Below are 16,145 nucleotides of genomic sequence, written 5' to 3'. Positions count from 1 at the left end.
GAGGCTACCAGGTGGGTCCAGAATCGCACGCGGGCACCGAGCGTGTACGGCCAGGGCAGGCAGCTGCCCAGCAGCCCCTGTTCAGCGACGGTCGGCCTGAGCTGGACGAGGAGCTCGGCTACCGCGGGCCCGTGGCCTGCGCCGCCGCAGGGATCACCTATCGTCAGCTGGACTACTGGGCGCGCACCAAGCTGGTGCAACCCTCTATGCGCAACGCCGCCGGCTCTGGTTCGGCCCGACTGTATTCCTTCCGCGACGTACTGGTGCTCAAGGTGGTCAAGCGTCTGCTGGACACCGGTGTCTCGCTGCAGCAGATCCGCAGCGCGATCGAACACCTGCGCGAACGCGGCGTCGATGACCTCGCCCAGATCACCCTGATGTCGGACGGCGCCTCGGTCTACGAATGCACCTCCGCCGACGAGGTCATCGACCTTGTGCAGGGCGGACAGGGAGTCTTCGGCATCGCCGTGGGCCGGGTGTGGCGCGAGGTCGAAGCCAGCCTGGTGGAGCTTCCACGGGAGCGCACCGAGCCCGAGGCCATTCCCGAGCTTGAGGCCTTCGGCTCAGCCGGAGATGAACTCGCCCAGCTCAGAGCGCGTCGCTCCCAAGCCTCCTAACCCTCAGACTTCGCCCCGCGGGGCACACGCAAAAGGACCGCCCCTCGATGAGGAGCGGTCCTTATCTGCTGTGTCAGACCAGCTGCTGTGTCAGACCAGCTGCTGTGTCAGACCAGCTGCTTGAGCAGCTGGTCGAAGGATTTCGCCAGGTCCTTGACCTGTTCGCCGGGCCACTGGTGCACCGGGTACGCCGCGCCCTGGATCTGCTGCCAGAACGGGTTCTCCTCCAGCACCGGGAGCATCAGCTTGTCCTTGTAGAGCCGCTCCATCTCCAGCAGGCGGTATTCGTGCTCGGCGGAGTCGGCACGGGCACGGTTGACCACCACGCCGGCGGACTTCAGCTGCGGTGCGTACTCGTTGGAGAACATCCGGATCGCACGCATCGTGCGCTCGGTGCCGGCCACGGAGAACAGGCTCGGCTCAGCCACAAGGAGCACGCCGTCCGATGCCGACCAGCCGATTCGGGTCAGACCTGCCAACGAGGGCGGGCAGTCGATGAGCACCAGGTCATAGCCGCTGACCCGATCGAGGATCATGCGGAGTCGACGCATATCGCGAGGCCGGATATCGGGACGATCGAAGGCCGCCGAGAGCGCGGAGCCGACGACGACGTCCAGTGTCGCCTCGGAGCGCTGCTCTGCGGGGAGCAGGTCCAGCCAGCCGGAGCGGACCACGTGGTCACTCAGGGTGGTGCGCTTGGCATCGCGCAGCAGCTGCCCGGCCTCAGTGCCGGTGCCGCGGGTGACGGCCAGCCCGGTGGTGGAATCCGCGTGCGGGTCCAGGTCGACGACGAGAGTCCGCACCCCCTGGTGGAGGGCGGCCGAGGCAAGGCCCATAGTGACCGAGGTCTTACCGACCCCGCCTTTCAGACTGGAAACACTCAAGATCTGCACGCTCCCCATCATAGGGATGATCTGCTGTGATCCTTGCCCCGGCGCTCCGCGCAGGAAGGGATGGATCAGCTGATCTTCATCTCACCCATCTCTTCCCAGCCCTCACCCTCGATCTGGCGCGAGATGATCTTCGGGGTGGAGACCAGCGCCTGCGCCATGGCTCCGTCTGAGCTGACCGCCTGCTGGAAGTGCGCCGATTCCACGTGCGGGCCAGCGGCGTCGTCGTCGAAGGCTTCGATGAGCACATATTCGTTGGGGTCCTGAAGGCTGCGGGACCAGTCGAACCACTTGTTGCCGGGCTCGGCCCGGGTGGCCTCGGTGAAATCAGCGGTGATGGCGGGCCACTGGTCTGCCAGCTCGGGCTTGACCTGGAATTTCACGACGATGAGGATCATGGGCTGCTCCTTGGTGTGGGTCGGGTTGAGGCATCCGCGGCGACAGGCCGCAGACGCGGGTGAGTCTTCCACGACAACCGAGCCGGGCGCCCAGGGATTCCCGAAACGGCCCCGAGCCCGGGCTGGGAAGAATCACCCGACGGTCGCGTCTAGGATTGCCACATGGCCCACTACGACCTCTCCATCATCGGTTCCGGCTCCGGGAACTCCCTGATCACACCCTTCTGGGATGACAAGCGCGTGGTCCTGGCGGACAAGGGCTCCGGCAGCACGGCGGCCTTCGGCGGCACCTGCCTGAACGTGGGGTGCATTCCGACCAAGATGTTCGTCCGCCCGGCGGCGCTGGCCCGGGGGCCGGTGGAAGCGGCCCGGCTCAACGTCACCCAGGAGACCACCGAGGTGGACTGGTCCGCGATGCGTGACCGGGTCTTCGGCCGGATCGACGCGATCTCTGCCGGCGGCCGGCAGTACCGCGAGGTCGAGCTGGACCACGTTGACCTGGTGACGGAGCAGGTCACGCTCACCGGGGACTTCAGCCAGCCACCCTTCGCCTTCGTCTCTGAGTCCGGTGTCCGCGCGGAGGCCGACCAGCTGGTCATCGCCGCCGGCTCCCGGCCGGTGCTTCCGCAGGTCCCCGGAATCGACCTGCCTGGGGTGCACACCTCTGACAGCATCATGCGCATCGAGCAGCGGCCCGAGAAGCTGCTGATCATCGGCGGCGGCTACATCGCCTGCGAGTTCGCCGGGGTGTTCTCCGCCTTCGGCACCGAGGTCATTCAGGTCAATCGCAGCCAGGGGCTGATGACCGCCATGGACGCCGACATCTCCGCCGCCTTCTCGGCCGAGGCCGAGAAGAACTGGACGGTGCACTACCAGCGCACCGCGACCCGGATCGCCGAGCACGGTGAGGGGCTGCGCGTCGAGCTGGTCACCTCCGACGGCCGTGTCGAGCACCAGGATGTGGACGCGGTCCTGGTGGCCATCGGTCGCATGCCGAACACCGACCTGATCGGTGCTCGAGAGGTCGGTCTCGACGTGCACTCCGACGGGCGCCTCACGGTGGATGAATACCAGCGAGTGCTCAGCCAGGGCGAACCCGTTGCGGGTCTCTACGCACTGGGCGACGTCAGCTCCGAGGCGATGCTCAAGCATGTCGCGAACCAGGAGGCCCGGGTGGTCGCCCACAACCTGGAGCACCCGGACCGGATCCGCGCGTCGCGGCACGAGGCCATCCCCTCTGCGATCTTCTCCTTCCCAGAGATGGCCCAGGTCGGAATCACCGAGGTCCAGGCCGCAGAGACCGTAGGTGCGGAGAACCTCACCACCAAGATCCAGCGATACGGCGACACCGCCTACGGCTGGGCGATGGAGGACGGCGAGGGGATCTTCAAGGTGATCGCGGACCGCCGCAGCGGGCAGATCCTCGGCGCTCACGTCATGGGCTACCAGGCCTCGAACCTGATCCAGCCGATCATCCAGGCGATGAGCTTCGGCCAGGATGCCTACACGGCCGCTCGGGGACAGTACTGGATCCATCCCGCCCTGATGGAGGTCACCGAGAATGCGCTGCTGGGCCTCGAGGTCCCGATCCCGGAGGACGCCCCGCTCTGAGCCTGGCGGAGCTTCAGCGCTCACCGCAGGTGCCTCGCCGTGCTGCCCTGCCGGAGCCGCGGCGCCAGGAATGGATTTCGCGGCGCTCCGGTTGTCAGGAGAAGAAGCACCAGCCGCACGCTCCACTGAGCAGCGCTGCGGCTGGCCCGAACACCACTGAACCGTGCGCGGAGACCGATCGTCCCGCGCCGAGAGGAGCTTTCCATGGCAGAACGCGTTGATTTCTGGTTCGACCCACTGTGCCCCTTCGCCTGGGTGACATCACGCTGGATCCTGGAGGCCGAGAAGGTCCGTGACATCGAGGTGCACTGGAACGTGATGAGCCTCGGTGTGCTCAACGAGGCCAAGAACCCCGCACCGGCCGAGGACCCCGAGCAGCTCGCCCGCTGGATCCCGGCCCGCACCGCCACCGCCGTGGCGCTGAAGCACGGCGAGGACAAGGTCGGAGAGTTCTACACCGCCGCCGGCACCGAGATCCACAACAACGGCAACAAGGACTTCGAGGCGGCCACGCGCAACGCACTGCGCGCCGTCGGCCTGGAGGAGGACCTGCTCGCCGAGGCCAAGACGGAGAAGAACGACACCGAGATGCGCGCCTCACACGAGAAGGGCATCTCCCTGGTCGGTCAGGACGTCGGCACCCCGGTCGTCGCATTCCAGGGCACCGCGTTCTTCGGCCCCGTCCTGACCCGGATCCCGCGCGGCGAGGACGCCGGCAAGGTCTTCGACGGCGCCGTCGCACTGGCTCAGTTCCCGTACTTCTTCGAACTCAAGCGCTCCCGCACGGAGTCCCCAGCCTTCGATTGATCGAGGCTCCCACCCAGAGGGCCCTCATAAGAGGGCACCACACGACGACGCCGGCACGGGCTTGAAGCCCGCGCCGGCGTCGTCGTTTCCGGTGTTCTCAGGCCGGGGGAGTGCTCAGTCCTCGCGGATCACCTTGTGCTGGGCCGCCTGGGCGACCGGGCGGACCACGACCTGATCCAGGTTCACATGGTGGGGGAGCGTGACGGCGCCCGCGATCACCTCGGCGATGTCCTCGGCGACCAGGGGTCGCTTGACCCCGCGGTAGACCGCCTCGGCGGCGGCCACGTCTCCACGGAGACGCTTCGCGGTGAACTCCTCGGTGGCGACCATGCCCGGCAGCACCTCGATGACCCGGATGTTGTGCTCGGCCTCTTCCAGTCGCAGCGCCCCGGTGAGTGCATGTTCTCCGAACTTCGCCGCGTTATAGCCGGCGCCACCCTCGTAAGCCGTGATGCCAGCGGTGGAGGTGACGGTGAGGATCGTTCCCTCGCCGTGGGCGCGCAGCATCGGGATGAAGGCCTGGATCACATTCAGCGCGCCGAGCACGTTGACCTCATACATCCAGCGCCAGTCCTCGGGCCGGCCCTCGGCCACCAGGTCCATGCCCAGCGCCCCGCCGGCGTTGTTGATCAGGGTGTCGATCCCTCCGGCGGCGGTGACCTCTTCCAGAGCGGCGGCCACCTGCTCCGGATCGGTGACGTCGCAGATGATCGGGATGATCCCCTCCTGCTCGGCGAGGCTCTCGAGCTTCTCGGTGCGCCTCGCGACGGCGAAGACCCGCCAGCCTTCGGTGGTGAGTCGGTGCGCGGTGGCAGCGCCGATCCCGGAGGAGGCGCCGGTGACCATGGCGCTGCGGGTGGAGGCATCAGTGTCGATCATGGAGACAGCCTAGTGAGCAGCGTGCGCTGAGAGAACCGGTGGTTCAGTATGTGACACTTGCGTCGTGAGAGAATGGCCAGCATGGCTGATCAGACTCCGGGCACAGACGCGCCCGCCACCGCGACCCTTTCCGCAGACACCTCCCAGGGCGCCGCCGCGCACAAGACCCCCGTGGTCCCGGACCGCCCGGCGCTGGAGGGCCTTGAGGAGAAGCTCCATGCCGCCTGGCAGGCCGAGGAGATCTACCACTTCAACGAGGACACCGAGCGCGCCGAGGTCTACTCCATCGATACTCCGCCGCCCACCGCCTCCGGCTCGCTGCACGTGGGGCATATGTTCTCCTACACGCAGACCGACGTGATGGCGCGCTTCATGCGGATGACTGGGAAGAACGTCTTCTACCCGCTGGGCTGGGACGACAACGGACTGCCCACCGAGCGTCGGGTGCAGAACTACTACGGGGTGCGCTGCGATCCGGCGCAGCCCTACGACCCGGACTACACCCCGCCGGAGAAGCCGGCGAAGAACCAGCGCGACTGGGACGCGATCAGCCGCGCGAACTTCATCGAGCTGTGCGAGACCCTCACCGTGGAGGACGAGAAGATCTTCGAGGATCTCTTCTCCCGGCTGGGCCTCTCGGTGGACTGGCGCCAGACCTACCGCACCATCGACGATGACTCCCGCGCCGCCTCTCAGCGGGCTTTCCTGCGCGATATCCACGCCGGCAACGCCTACACCGCCCAGGCGCCGACGCTGTGGGACATCACCTTCCGTACGGCCGTGGCCCAGGCCGAGCTCGAGTTCAAGGACCACCCCGGTGCCTATCATCGCTACCCCTTCACCGTGAAGGACACCGGCGAACAGGTCTTCATCGAGACCACACGGCCCGAGCTGCTGCCCTCCTGCGTGGCGCTGGTCGCGCACCCCGATGATGAGCGCTACCAGCACCTCTTCGGCAAGACCGCGATCTCCCCGCTCTTCGGCGTGGAGGTCGAGGTCAAGGCGCACGGACTCGCGCAGCCGGACAAGGGCTCCGGCGCGGCCATGATCTGCACCTTCGGCGATATGACCGACGTGACCTGGTGGCGCGAGCTGCAGCTGCCGACCCGAGCGCTGATCGGCCGCGACGGCCGATTCTCCCGCGAGGCCCCGGAGTGGATCAGCTCCACGGAGGGCCAGGCGAACTACGAACAGCTCGCCGGCAAGACCGTGCATTCGGCCAAGGAGGCCGTGGTGGAGCTGCTCAAGTCCGCCGAGCTGCTCGAGGGGGAGCCCAAGAAGATCACTCACGCGGTGCACTTCTATGAGAAGGGCGACAAGCCGCTGGAGGTCGTCACCTCCCGGCAGTGGTACATCCGCAACGGCGGCCGCGACGCCGCCCGGCGCGAGAAGATGGTCGCCCGCGGCAAGGAGATCTCCTGGCACCCGACCTTCATGCGCTCTCGCTACGAGAACTGGGTGGAGGGGCTCAACGGCGACTGGCTGGTCTCCCGGCAGCGCTTCTTCGGCGTGCCGATCCCGGTCTGGTACCCGCTGAACGCCGACGCCGAACCCGACTACGACCACCCGCTGCTGCCCGAGGAGGCCCTGCTGCCGGTGGACCCGGCCTCGCAGGTCCCCGCCGGATACCAGGAGTCCCAGCGCGGCGTCGCCGGCGGCTTCATCGGTGAGGCCGACGTCCTGGACACCTGGGCAACCTCGGCGATCACCCCGCACATCGCAGGCCGCTGGGAGAAGGACAACGACTTCTTCAACAAGGTGTTCCCCTTCGATCTGCGCCCACAGGGCCACGACATCATCCGCACCTGGCTCTTCGCCTCGGCGGTCCGCGCGAACTCGCTCAACGACTCCGTGCCGTGGACCAACACCGCGATCTCCGGCTGGATCCTGGACCCGGATCGCAAGAAGATGTCCAAGTCCAAGGGCAACGTGGTCGTGCCCACCGAGCCGCTGGAGCAGTTCGGCTCCGACGCGGTGCGCTACTGGGCCTCCTCGGCCAAGCTCGGCGCGGACACCGCCTACGAGGTGGCGCAGATGAAGATCGGGCGCCGCCTGGCGATCAAGCTGCTCAACGCCTCGAAGTTCGCGCTGAACCTCGGTGTCACCGAAGCCCACATCATCCGCGACGACGCCGGAGCTCAGGTCCTCACCGAGGCTCTGGATCGCGCCCTGATCGCCGAGCTGCGCACCGTGGTGGACCAGGCGACCAAGCACTTCGCAGACTACGACTACGCCCGCGCGCTGCAGCTGGTGGAGTCCTTCTTCTGGTCCTTCACCGACGACTACGTGGAGCTGGTCAAGGACCGCGCCTACGGCTCACGCGGTGAGTCGGCCCAGGATTCGGTGCTGGCAGCCCTGGCGACCACACTGGATTCGCTGCTGCGGCTCTTCGCCCCTGTGCTGCCCTTCGTCACCGACGAGGTCTGGCGCTGGTGGCGCCACGGCTCGGTGCACTCCACCCAGTGGCCGACCACCTCCGGGCTGGAGTCCGTGCAGGGCTCGGCCGGGATGCTGGACTCCGTGGCGCAGGTGCTCTCCGGTCTGCGCAAGGTCAAGTCCGAGGCCAAAGTGAAGCAGCGCACCGAGGTGATCACCGCCAAGGTCTCCGCACCCGAGCGGACGCTGGCCCATATCGACGCCGCCATCGCCGACGTCCAGGCGGCCACCCGGTCCCGCTCCCTGGAGCTGAGCGCGCAGACCGACGGCACGCAGGCCGTGGTGGTCACCGAGGTGGAGCTCGCCGAAGAGGAACAGCCCGCCCAGGTCTGACCTCTCAGCGCGTCAAGGAATCGTAGAGCTGCAGCCGATCGTCGGGCTGCAGCTCTACGATTCTTGCGAAGCTCTCCGATTTTCTGACCAGGGCGGGCTGCCGCCTCAGTCGTTCTCCTCCGTGACGGTCCGGATCTCCAAGACGCCCTCGAGCTCCTGGAGCGCCTCGAAGAGCTGCTCGCGGCCCACACGCTGGGTGCGGGTGAAGGTCATGGTGGCGTCGACAGCGAACCCATCGGAGACTGCGAGTCTCCGGGTGCGCACCAGCCGGGTCTCGTAGCCCAATTGCGAGGCGGCCCCGAGGATCTCGCGCAGGATCCCACGCCCGTCGGTGTAGCGCACGATGTAATGCTCGGAGCGATCATGGCGTGGGAGCCGGCGGACCAGGTTCGTCACCAGGGTGACCGAGAGCAGGTAGAAGACCACCGTGAGTCCCGCGATCACCGGCATCCCGGCGCCGCAGGCCATGCCGACGGCGGCCGTCACCCAGATCGAAGCCGCGGTGGTCAGCCCCGAGACCACGTTCTGCCGGACGAAGATCACCCCGGCACCGATGAAGCCGATCCCACTCACGATCTGCGCGGCGATCCGGGAGGGGTCCAGGACCACGTCCCCGCCGATCAGATGCGAGAAGCCGTAGGCGGAGACCAGGGTGAACAGGGCTGAGCCCATGCCGACCAGGATGTGGGTGCGTGCACCGGCGGACTTCTGCCGGATGTCACGCTCGATCCCGATCGCCGCCGACATCAGGAAGGCCAGGGTCAGGAGCAGAATCTGGGTCGGTGCCGTCTCCGGCCAGACATCGATGCTCATCGCCCCTCCTCTGAAGATCCCACATCAGCCTATAACCCCACCGACACCCGGGACAGCCCTACCGACACCCGGGACAGCCCGCCGAGATTCAGCCCGCCGAGATTCAGCTCTCGCTGAGAGCGGCCACCGCGGGGCGGCTCGGACGCAGACCTAGATGATGTCCTGCCCGGTCTCGCGGGCCTTCTTCCAATCGGCGAAGAAGGCGTAGCCGATCACGGCCATCACCGCCAGGACGATCAAGGGCCACATCAGGGTGTAAAGGGTCATCGCAAGGGTGCTCATCGGGGGTCTCCCACTGTTGTCGATTCATGGCTGGCCGAACCGGGGGCGGCTCCGGCCGTGCTGGAGGAAGCTGCGGGGCTGGCTGCCGCGTCGTCGTCGAAGTCGCCGGTCCGCTGCGCGATCAGCGCGAAGTCGAACTCGGCGCTGCCGCGCACGGACATCGCCCAGCAGACGATGGTGCTCACGGCATAGGCGAGAAGCGAGGCGCTGAGCGTGGCGTAGTCATGCAGGAAGCCGATGACGAAGGGTGCCGAGACGACCGCGGCGATCACCGCCACCACCTTGGCCACCTTGACCCCGAAGAAGCCGAAGCACATCAGGCCCAGAATCACGGCGATGCCGACCACCGAGAACAGGTCCACGATGATCCCGACCACGCCGGTGAGCGGGAACCACTCGAATCGGACCGGCACGAAGCAGGCCAGCGCCGCGAGCACCGAGACGGTGAACGCCTTGTTCGTGACCTTCTTCCAGTAGAAGCTCGCCAGCACCGGGAACACCAGCGCGCCCCAGAGGGCACCCACGAACACCAGCAGGTCCAGGATGCTCAGCTGCAGGCTGGCGAAGCTCACCGCCGCGGCGGTAGCCAGCAGCATGGTCACCCGACCCACGAGCAGCATGGTCCGCGGATTGGCCTTGGCCTTTCCGGCGACGTTCTGGCCGTAGACGTCGGCCATCATGATCGAGGACATCGCCGAGAGATCGGAATCCGCGGTGGAGGAGAGTGCTCCGATGATCATCACGAAGAAGACCGCCAGCAGCACCGCAGGCAGATAGCTCGCCGCCAGCTCCGGGATGATGTTGTTGACATCGCCGCCGGTGGGCTCGAAGCCCAGGTAGAGGGCCATCACACCGAACATGCCCACACCGATGACCATCGCGCCATAGCCGATGGTCGCGGTGATGAAGGTCGGCTTGATCAGATCCTCGCGCACCGCGAAGAGTCGCTGCGCGATGGTCTGGTTGCCGATCGCGTAGGCGAGCACCGCCGCGATGTAGGGCGCGCCTTGATTGAGGAACGCCTCGCTGGAGAAGAAGCTCTGCTGCTCGGAGGTGAGGTTCTGCGCGCCGGTCTCGAAGGCGGCGGGAAAGTCCGCGGCGAAGAAGATGAACGGGATGATCACCGCCACCGCCCCGAACATGGCCATGACCTGGATGAAATCGGTGAGCACCGAGGCGCGGAAACCTGACCACAGCGTGTAGAGCAGCACTCCGGCGGCCACGGTGAGCACACCCTGGATGAACGTGAACGGTGAGAGCATCGCGATCAGCACGCCACCGGCGATGAAGTTCGACATCAGCGAGATCAAGCTGCCCACCACGTTGGAACCGGCGAGCATCAGCTGGCTGGAACGGCCGTGCCGAGCATGCATCACCTCCGCGATGCTGTGCGCCTTCGGGGCCACTGCGCGGATCCGCTTGCCGAAGGGGTAGATGAACAGGATCATCAGCGCCCCCCAGAGTCCATAGTGGATGGGCCCGGAGATTCCGTAGGTGTACCCGGCCTCGGCGGAGGCATACATGGAAGACGCCCAGATCCAGGTGGCGGTCATCGATGCCGCCGAGATGCCGAAGCCGATCTTGTTGCCGGCGGTCATGTACTGGTCAGCGTTCTCCTTCTTCTTCCTGATCCGGTGTGAGACCAGGTAAGTCCCCCCGTAGAAGGCCACCAGAAGCAGCACCACCGTGATGGCGCCGAACTGGACTGCGCTTGATTCGTTCACGTTGTATGTTCCCCTCGTTGAGTATCAGTCGTCTCGCATCTTCAGATGCCGCGGCACCGTTGTGTATAGGCATTTTTGGGCGCAGTCGTGCAGGCGTCTGTCAGACGCTGCTTCTTGCTGCTGCGGATCCGTGGCCGGGCTCTCGGCTCATGACGCGGGCTGGTTCTCAGCCTCGGCGGAGCTCGGGCAGGCGGCGCGCGACGGTGTTCCCCTCATGCCGGGCCGAGCCCACCCTCACTCATCAAAGGGGGTGAACCAGGCCACAAGCAGTAGACCGTAACACATCGCTTTTCTCGCCTGACCGGCAGCCTCGGGCGGGACAGCCCGCCCGACAGGGCCTCGTATGGCCCCGCACGCACGGACCCAGTAGACTGAACCCCAGCAGCTTTGACCCGGCCATCACCGGTGAGCTTCCGGGAGAACCGGCCCGCGGCACCACCGCCGCAGCGCCTCAGTAGAGCCGGACGGGTAAGCCCGTCACAGCAGTCATGGAGTGGCCCGACGGCGGCGCGCCCCAGCTCCTCCAAGGGGCAGGAGCGTCAGGCGTGGGGCAAGCAAGGTGGTACCGCGCCCGGCAGGCGTCCTTGTGAGTGCGTCAGACCATCGCTCAGCACCACAGCAGGACGGACCTCCATGACCGAGAACAACTCTCCCGTGTATCCCCGCGCATCAGCCGCCGACTCCGGTGCGCGCCGGATCCCCGCCTCTCCGCGCTTCCCGAGGATCGAAGAGCGCGTGTTGGCGCAGTGGGAGAAGGACGGCACCTTCCAGGCCTCCATCGAGAACCGGCCCACCGAGGACGCCTCGGGTGAGGCCAACGAATTCGTCTTCTACGATGGTCCGCCCTTCGCCAACGGTCTGCCACACTATGGTCACCTGCTCACCGGCTACGTCAAGGATCTCGTGGCGCGATACCAGACCCAGCGCGGGTCCCGGGTGGAGCGGCGCTTCGGCTGGGACACCCACGGGCTGCCTGCCGAGCTGACCGCCATGAAGGAACTCGGCATGACGGACAAGGCCGAGATCGAGGCCTTCGGGGTGGACAAGTTCAACGACGCCTGCCGCGCCTCGGTGCTGAGGTACACCGGCGAATGGGAGTCCTATGTGCACCGCCAGGCCCGCTGGGTGGACTTCGAGAACGACTACAAGACGCTCAACGTCGACTATATGGAGTCGGTCATCTGGGCCTTCAAGCAGCTGCACGAGAAGGGCCTGACCTACCAGGGCTTCCGCGTGCTTCCCTACTGCTGGAAGGACGAGACCCCGCTGTCCAACCATGAGCTGCGGATGGATGACGACGTCTACAAGGATCGTCAGGACCCCTCGGTCACCGTGGCCTTCCCGATCACCGGCGGCGGCGCCCACGGTGACGCCCTGGCCGGGGTCAATCTGCTCGCCTGGACCACCACTCCCTGGACACTGCCGACGAACTTCTCCGTGGCCGTCGGGCCCGAGGTGGAATACGTGGTCGTCCAGGCGCCCGCCGATTCGCCGCTTCCCGGCCGGCATCTGATCGCCGCCGAGCTGCTCGGCGCCTACGCCACGGACCTGGGCTTCACCGACGCTGAGGTCACCGACGCCGAGGTGACCACCGCCGCTGAGGCCGCAGCCGCCGCCGTCGTCGCCCGCTACCAGGGCACCGAGCTGGCTGGCATCGAGTACGCGCCGCTGTGGGACTACTACACAGATACCGAGACCTGGGGTACGCAGCACGCCTTCCGGGTGCTGGTGGAGGACTACGTCACCACCACCGATGGCACCGGGCTGGTCCACCAGGCCTCGGCCTACGGTGAAGAGGATCAGCGCTCCTCCGAGCAGGCGGGGATCCCGGTGATCCTCTCGGTGGACGAGGGCGCCCGGTTCCTGCCGATGTTCGCCCAGCCCACGCCGACTGGTGAGACCCCGCTGGCCGAGATCGCCGGCCTCCAGGTCTTCGAGGCCAACCGCACCATCATCAACGAGCTCAAGGCCTCCGGCCGGCTGGTCCGTGAGGCGTCTTATGTGCACTCCTACCCGCACTGCTGGCGCTGCCGCACCCCCCTGATCTACAAGGCGGTGACCTCCTGGTACGTGGCGGTCACCCAGGTCAAGGAGCGGATGCTCGAACTCAACGAACAGATCAACTGGATCCCGGGCAACGTCAAGCACGGCCAGTTCGGCAAATGGCTCGAGAACGCCCGTGACTGGTCGATCTCGCGCAACCGCTACTGGGGAAGCCCACTGCCGGTCTGGGTCTCCGATGACCCCGAGCACCCGCGCACCGAGGTCTACGGCTCGCTGGAGGAGCTCAAAGAGGCCTTCGGTGACTACCCGCGCAACGCCGAGGGCGAGCCGGACCTGCACCGGCCCTGGATCGACGCGCTGACCCGGCCGAACCCCGATGACCCCACGGGGAAGTCCACCATGCGCCGGGTCGAGGACGTCCTGGACGTCTGGTTCGACTCCGGGTCGATGCAGTTCGCCCAGGTCCACTACCCCTTCGAGAACGCACAGTGGTTCGCCGATCACCACCCGGCCGACTTCATCGTGGAGTACATCGGGCAGACCCGCGGCTGGTTCTACACCATGCACGTGCTGGCCACCGCGCTCTTCGACCGCCCGGCCTTCACCAACGTGATCAGCCACGGGATCGTGCTGGGCTCAGACGGGCAGAAGATGTCCAAGTCGCTGCAGAACTACCCGGATGTCTCCGAGGTCCTGGACCGAGACGGCTCCGACGCGATGCGCTGGTTCCTGATGTCCTCGCCGATCCTGCGCGGCGGCAACCTGGTGGTCACCGAGGAGGGGATCCGCGAGAGCGTCCGCCAGGTGCTGCTGCCGATGTGGAACGCCTGGCATTTCTTCGGGCTCTACGCCAACACCGCCAACCAGGGCGCCGGCTATCAGGCGAAGTCCGTGGGCGCGGAGGACGTGGCCAGCCCGCTGGACCGCTACATCCTCGCCGCCACCGGTGATCTGGTCCGTGAGGTCACCGCCTCGCTGGACGCCTACGACGTCTCCGACGCGTGCGAGTCGCTGCGCCGGTTCTCCGACACGCTCACCAACTGGTACATCCGACGTTCTCGAGCCCGGTTCTACGCCGAGGATTTTGCCGCCTACGATGTGCTCTACACGGTGCTCGAGACCTTCGCCCGGGTGGCTGCCCCGCTGCTGCCCATGATCAGCGAGGAGATCTGGCGCGGCCTGACCGGGGGCCGCTCGGTGCACCTGGCCGACTGGCCGGACCCGGAGGACTACCTGAGCGACGAGCGCGCCGTGGAGCTGATGGAGCTCACCCGTCTGGTCAGCTCGGCCGGGTCCTCGCTGCGCAAGCAGGCGAACCTGCGGGTGCGCCAGCCGCTGGCCACGCTCACTGTGGCCGTGCCGCAGGCCCCGGCGCTGGAAGGCACCTACCAACAGATCATCGCCGATGAGCTGAACCTCAAAGAGGTCCAGCTGCTCGACGCCGCGCAGACCGATGCCGCGGATTGGGGGATCGGGCAGCAGCTGGTGGTCAACGCCCGCGCCGTCGGCCCCCGGCTGGGCAAACAGGTCCAGCAGGCGATCAAGGGTGCGAAGTCCGGTGACTGGTCGGTGGCCGATGGTGTGGTCACCGCCGGAGGCCTCGAGCTCTTCGAGGGCGAGTACACGCTGAGCACCACGGTGTCGGAACAGCTGAGCGAGAAGGCGGTCACGGTCCTGGACGGCACCGGAGGGTTCCTGGTGCTCGACACCGAGCTCAGCGAGGAGCTGATCAAGGAGGGCACCGCCCGGGATCTGATCCGCAGCATCCAGCAGGCCCGCAAGGACGCCGATCTCCAGGTCTCGGACCGGATCGAGACCACGGTCACCGCCTCACCGGCCATCGTGGAAGCGCTTCAGGCCCACAGGCAGCTTGTCTGCGAGGAGACCCTCACGGTGGATCTGCACCCGGTTCCCTGCGAGACTGCACCCGAACCGAGCATCCATGTGTCCGTCGTCGAAGGAGCTCGAGCATGAGCGAGGAACTGGATCAGTTCTCAGTGGCCAGCGTCTACGCGGAGCTGCTCTCGCGCGCCCCGGAGAACAAGATGGAACCGCGGATGCAGCCCATGATCGAAGCCATGGATCTGCTGGGGGAGCCGAACAGGACCGCGCCGGTCATCCACATCACCGGCACCAACGGCAAGACCTCCACGGCACGGATGATCGAGGCCGGGCTGCTGGCCCACGATCTGCGGGTCGGGCGCTACACCTCTCCGCACCTGAACTCGGTGACCGAACGGATCTGCCTCGACGGGCAGCCGGTGGAGGACGGCACCTTCGTGCGGATCTGGGACGAGGTGCGCCCGTTCATCAGCCTGGTCGATGCCAAGCTCGCCGAGCGCGGCGAGGTGCCGCTGACCTACTTCGAATGCGTCACCATCCTGGCCTTCGCGGTCTTCGCCGACGCCCCGGTAGACGTCATGGTCCTGGAGGTCGGCCTCGGCGGCATCACCGACGCCACGAATGTGGCCGACGGTTCGGTCAGCGTGATCACTCCGATCAGCCTGGACCACACCGACCTGCTCGGCGATGATGAGCGTGACATCGCCCTGGAGAAGGCCGGCATCATCAAGACCGACGGGTTCCTGATCTCCGCCGCCCAGGTGCCGGCCGCCGCCGATGTGCTGCTCGCCGAGGCGCGGGAGAAGAACGTGCCCTACCGCTTCGAAGGTGTGGAGTTCGGCGTCGAATCCCGGGTCCCCGGAGTGGGCGGCCAGCAGCTGAGCGTCACCGGGCTCGCGGGACGCTACCCGGACATCCTGCTGCCCCTGCATGGGGCGCATCAGGCGCAGAACTTCGCCGTGGCGGTGGCCGCGCTGGAGGCCTTCATCGGCGGGGGAGACCAGGAGCTCAACATCGAGAACCTGCGCCTGGCCGCGGAGAACATCAGCGCCCCGGGTCGACTGGAGACGCTGCGCACCGGTCCCAGCATCATCGTCGACGCCGCGCACAACCCTGCGGGGGTCACTGCCAGCGCACAGGCGCTGAAGGAGAGCTTCGGGCTCTCCCGTCTGGTGCTGGTGGTCGGGATCCTGCAGGACAAGGACGCCCGCGAGATGCTCACTGCGCTGTACAAGGAGTATGAGGGACTGGTCGAGGACATCTGCTTCACCCAGTCCACCTCGCCGCGGGCCATCCCCGCCGGGCAGCTCGGAAGCCTCGCGCTCGACATCGGCTACGCCGAGCAGGACATCTACGTCACCGAACGCCTCGACGACGCGATCGACTGGGCGGTCGGACGCGCCGATGAGGCCGACCCCGGCCTGATCGGCGGGGTGCTGATCACCGGCTCGATCACCCTGGTGGGGGAGGCCCGGACACTGCTGGGCGCCCCCGAAGGCATATGAGACA

General features: G+C 67.0%; 12 protein-coding genes. 6 read left to right on the top strand and 6 right to left on the bottom strand.

The features are described 5' to 3' along the window. Window positions 1-11 precede the first annotated feature (11 nt). Window positions 12-617, top strand: coding sequence for a MerR family transcriptional regulator (locus tag EV640_RS06620; RefSeq protein WP_051501304.1), 606 nt, complete (start codon window positions 12-14; stop codon window positions 615-617). 107 nt (window positions 618-724) lie between these two features. Here the strand turns inward: EV640_RS06620 and EV640_RS06615 are convergent, their stop codons facing one another. Then, window positions 725-1,510: a ParA family protein gene (locus EV640_RS06615; RefSeq protein WP_036476546.1), complete on the bottom strand. Its 786-nt coding sequence runs from the start codon at window positions 1,508-1,510 to the stop codon at window positions 725-727. 65 nt (window positions 1,511-1,575) lie between these two features. Further along, on the bottom strand, window positions 1,576-1,905 hold the full coding sequence (locus EV640_RS06610; RefSeq protein WP_036476407.1) for a putative quinol monooxygenase: 330 nt from the start codon (window positions 1,903-1,905) through the stop codon (window positions 1,576-1,578). A gap of 162 nt (window positions 1,906-2,067) precedes the next feature. Here EV640_RS06610 and EV640_RS06605 point away from each other — a divergent pair, with 162 nt between their 5' ends. Next, on the top strand, window positions 2,068-3,516 hold the full coding sequence (locus tag EV640_RS06605) for a mycothione reductase (protein ID WP_036476405.1): 1,449 nt from the start codon (window positions 2,068-2,070) through the stop codon (window positions 3,514-3,516). A 204-nt stretch (window positions 3,517-3,720) separates the two neighbouring features. Continuing rightward, entirely contained in the window at window positions 3,721-4,323 is a 603-nt protein-coding gene (locus tag EV640_RS06600) for a mycothiol-dependent nitroreductase Rv2466c family protein (RefSeq protein ID WP_036476403.1), read from the top strand. 114 nt (window positions 4,324-4,437) lie between these two features. On the opposite strand, the gene EV640_RS06595 is transcribed toward EV640_RS06600, so the two are convergent. Beyond that, window positions 4,438-5,202 carry an SDR family oxidoreductase gene (locus EV640_RS06595; RefSeq protein WP_036476401.1) on the bottom strand — a complete coding sequence of 255 codons (765 nt, stop codon included), beginning with the start codon at window positions 5,200-5,202 and terminating at the stop codon, window positions 4,438-4,440. Window positions 5,203-5,283: 81 nt separating this feature from the next. Here EV640_RS06595 and valS point away from each other — a divergent pair, with 81 nt between their 5' ends. Next, window positions 5,284-7,971, top strand: a complete 2,688-nt coding sequence (gene valS / locus EV640_RS06590; protein WP_036476545.1) for a valine--tRNA ligase — start codon at window positions 5,284-5,286, stop codon at window positions 7,969-7,971. Between the two features lie 105 nt (window positions 7,972-8,076). Here valS and EV640_RS06585 read toward each other — a convergent pair whose 3' ends face one another. From EV640_RS06585 to EV640_RS06580, 3 genes are all read right to left on the bottom strand, one after another. Next, window positions 8,077-8,784: an MgtC/SapB family protein gene (locus tag EV640_RS06585; protein WP_036476399.1), complete on the bottom strand. Its 708-nt coding sequence runs from the start codon at window positions 8,782-8,784 to the stop codon at window positions 8,077-8,079. Window positions 8,785-8,934: 150 nt separating this feature from the next. Beyond that, entirely contained in the window at window positions 8,935-9,066 is a 132-nt protein-coding gene (locus EV640_RS13840; protein WP_036476397.1) for a putative transporter small subunit, read from the bottom strand. Continuing rightward, the gene (locus tag EV640_RS06580; protein WP_036476395.1) at window positions 9,063-10,790 is read right to left on the bottom strand and encodes a sodium:solute symporter family protein; all 1,728 of its coding nucleotides are present in this window, start codon (window positions 10,788-10,790) and stop codon (window positions 9,063-9,065) included. The genes EV640_RS13840 and EV640_RS06580 overlap by 4 nt, the downstream gene beginning before the upstream one ends. A 633-nt stretch (window positions 10,791-11,423) precedes the next feature. On the opposite strand from EV640_RS06580, the gene ileS reads away from it, so the two are divergent. After that, window positions 11,424-14,768 carry an isoleucine--tRNA ligase gene (ileS, locus tag EV640_RS06575; RefSeq protein ID WP_133726125.1) on the top strand — a complete coding sequence of 1,115 codons (3,345 nt, stop codon included), beginning with the start codon at window positions 11,424-11,426 and terminating at the stop codon, window positions 14,766-14,768. Further along, window positions 14,765-16,141: a bifunctional folylpolyglutamate synthase/dihydrofolate synthase gene (locus EV640_RS06570; protein ID WP_036476393.1), complete on the top strand. Its 1,377-nt coding sequence runs from the start codon at window positions 14,765-14,767 to the stop codon at window positions 16,139-16,141. The genes ileS and EV640_RS06570 overlap by 4 nt, the downstream gene beginning before the upstream one ends. Window positions 16,142-16,145: the final 4 nt, after the last annotated feature.

This window comes from Nesterenkonia aurantiaca, assembly GCF_004364585.1.
Classification (GTDB): Bacteria; Actinomycetota; Actinomycetes; order Actinomycetales; family Micrococcaceae; genus Nesterenkonia; species Nesterenkonia aurantiaca.
Note: the sequence above shows the minus strand (reverse complement) of the source record. Positions and strands in the feature narration are given on the sequence as shown.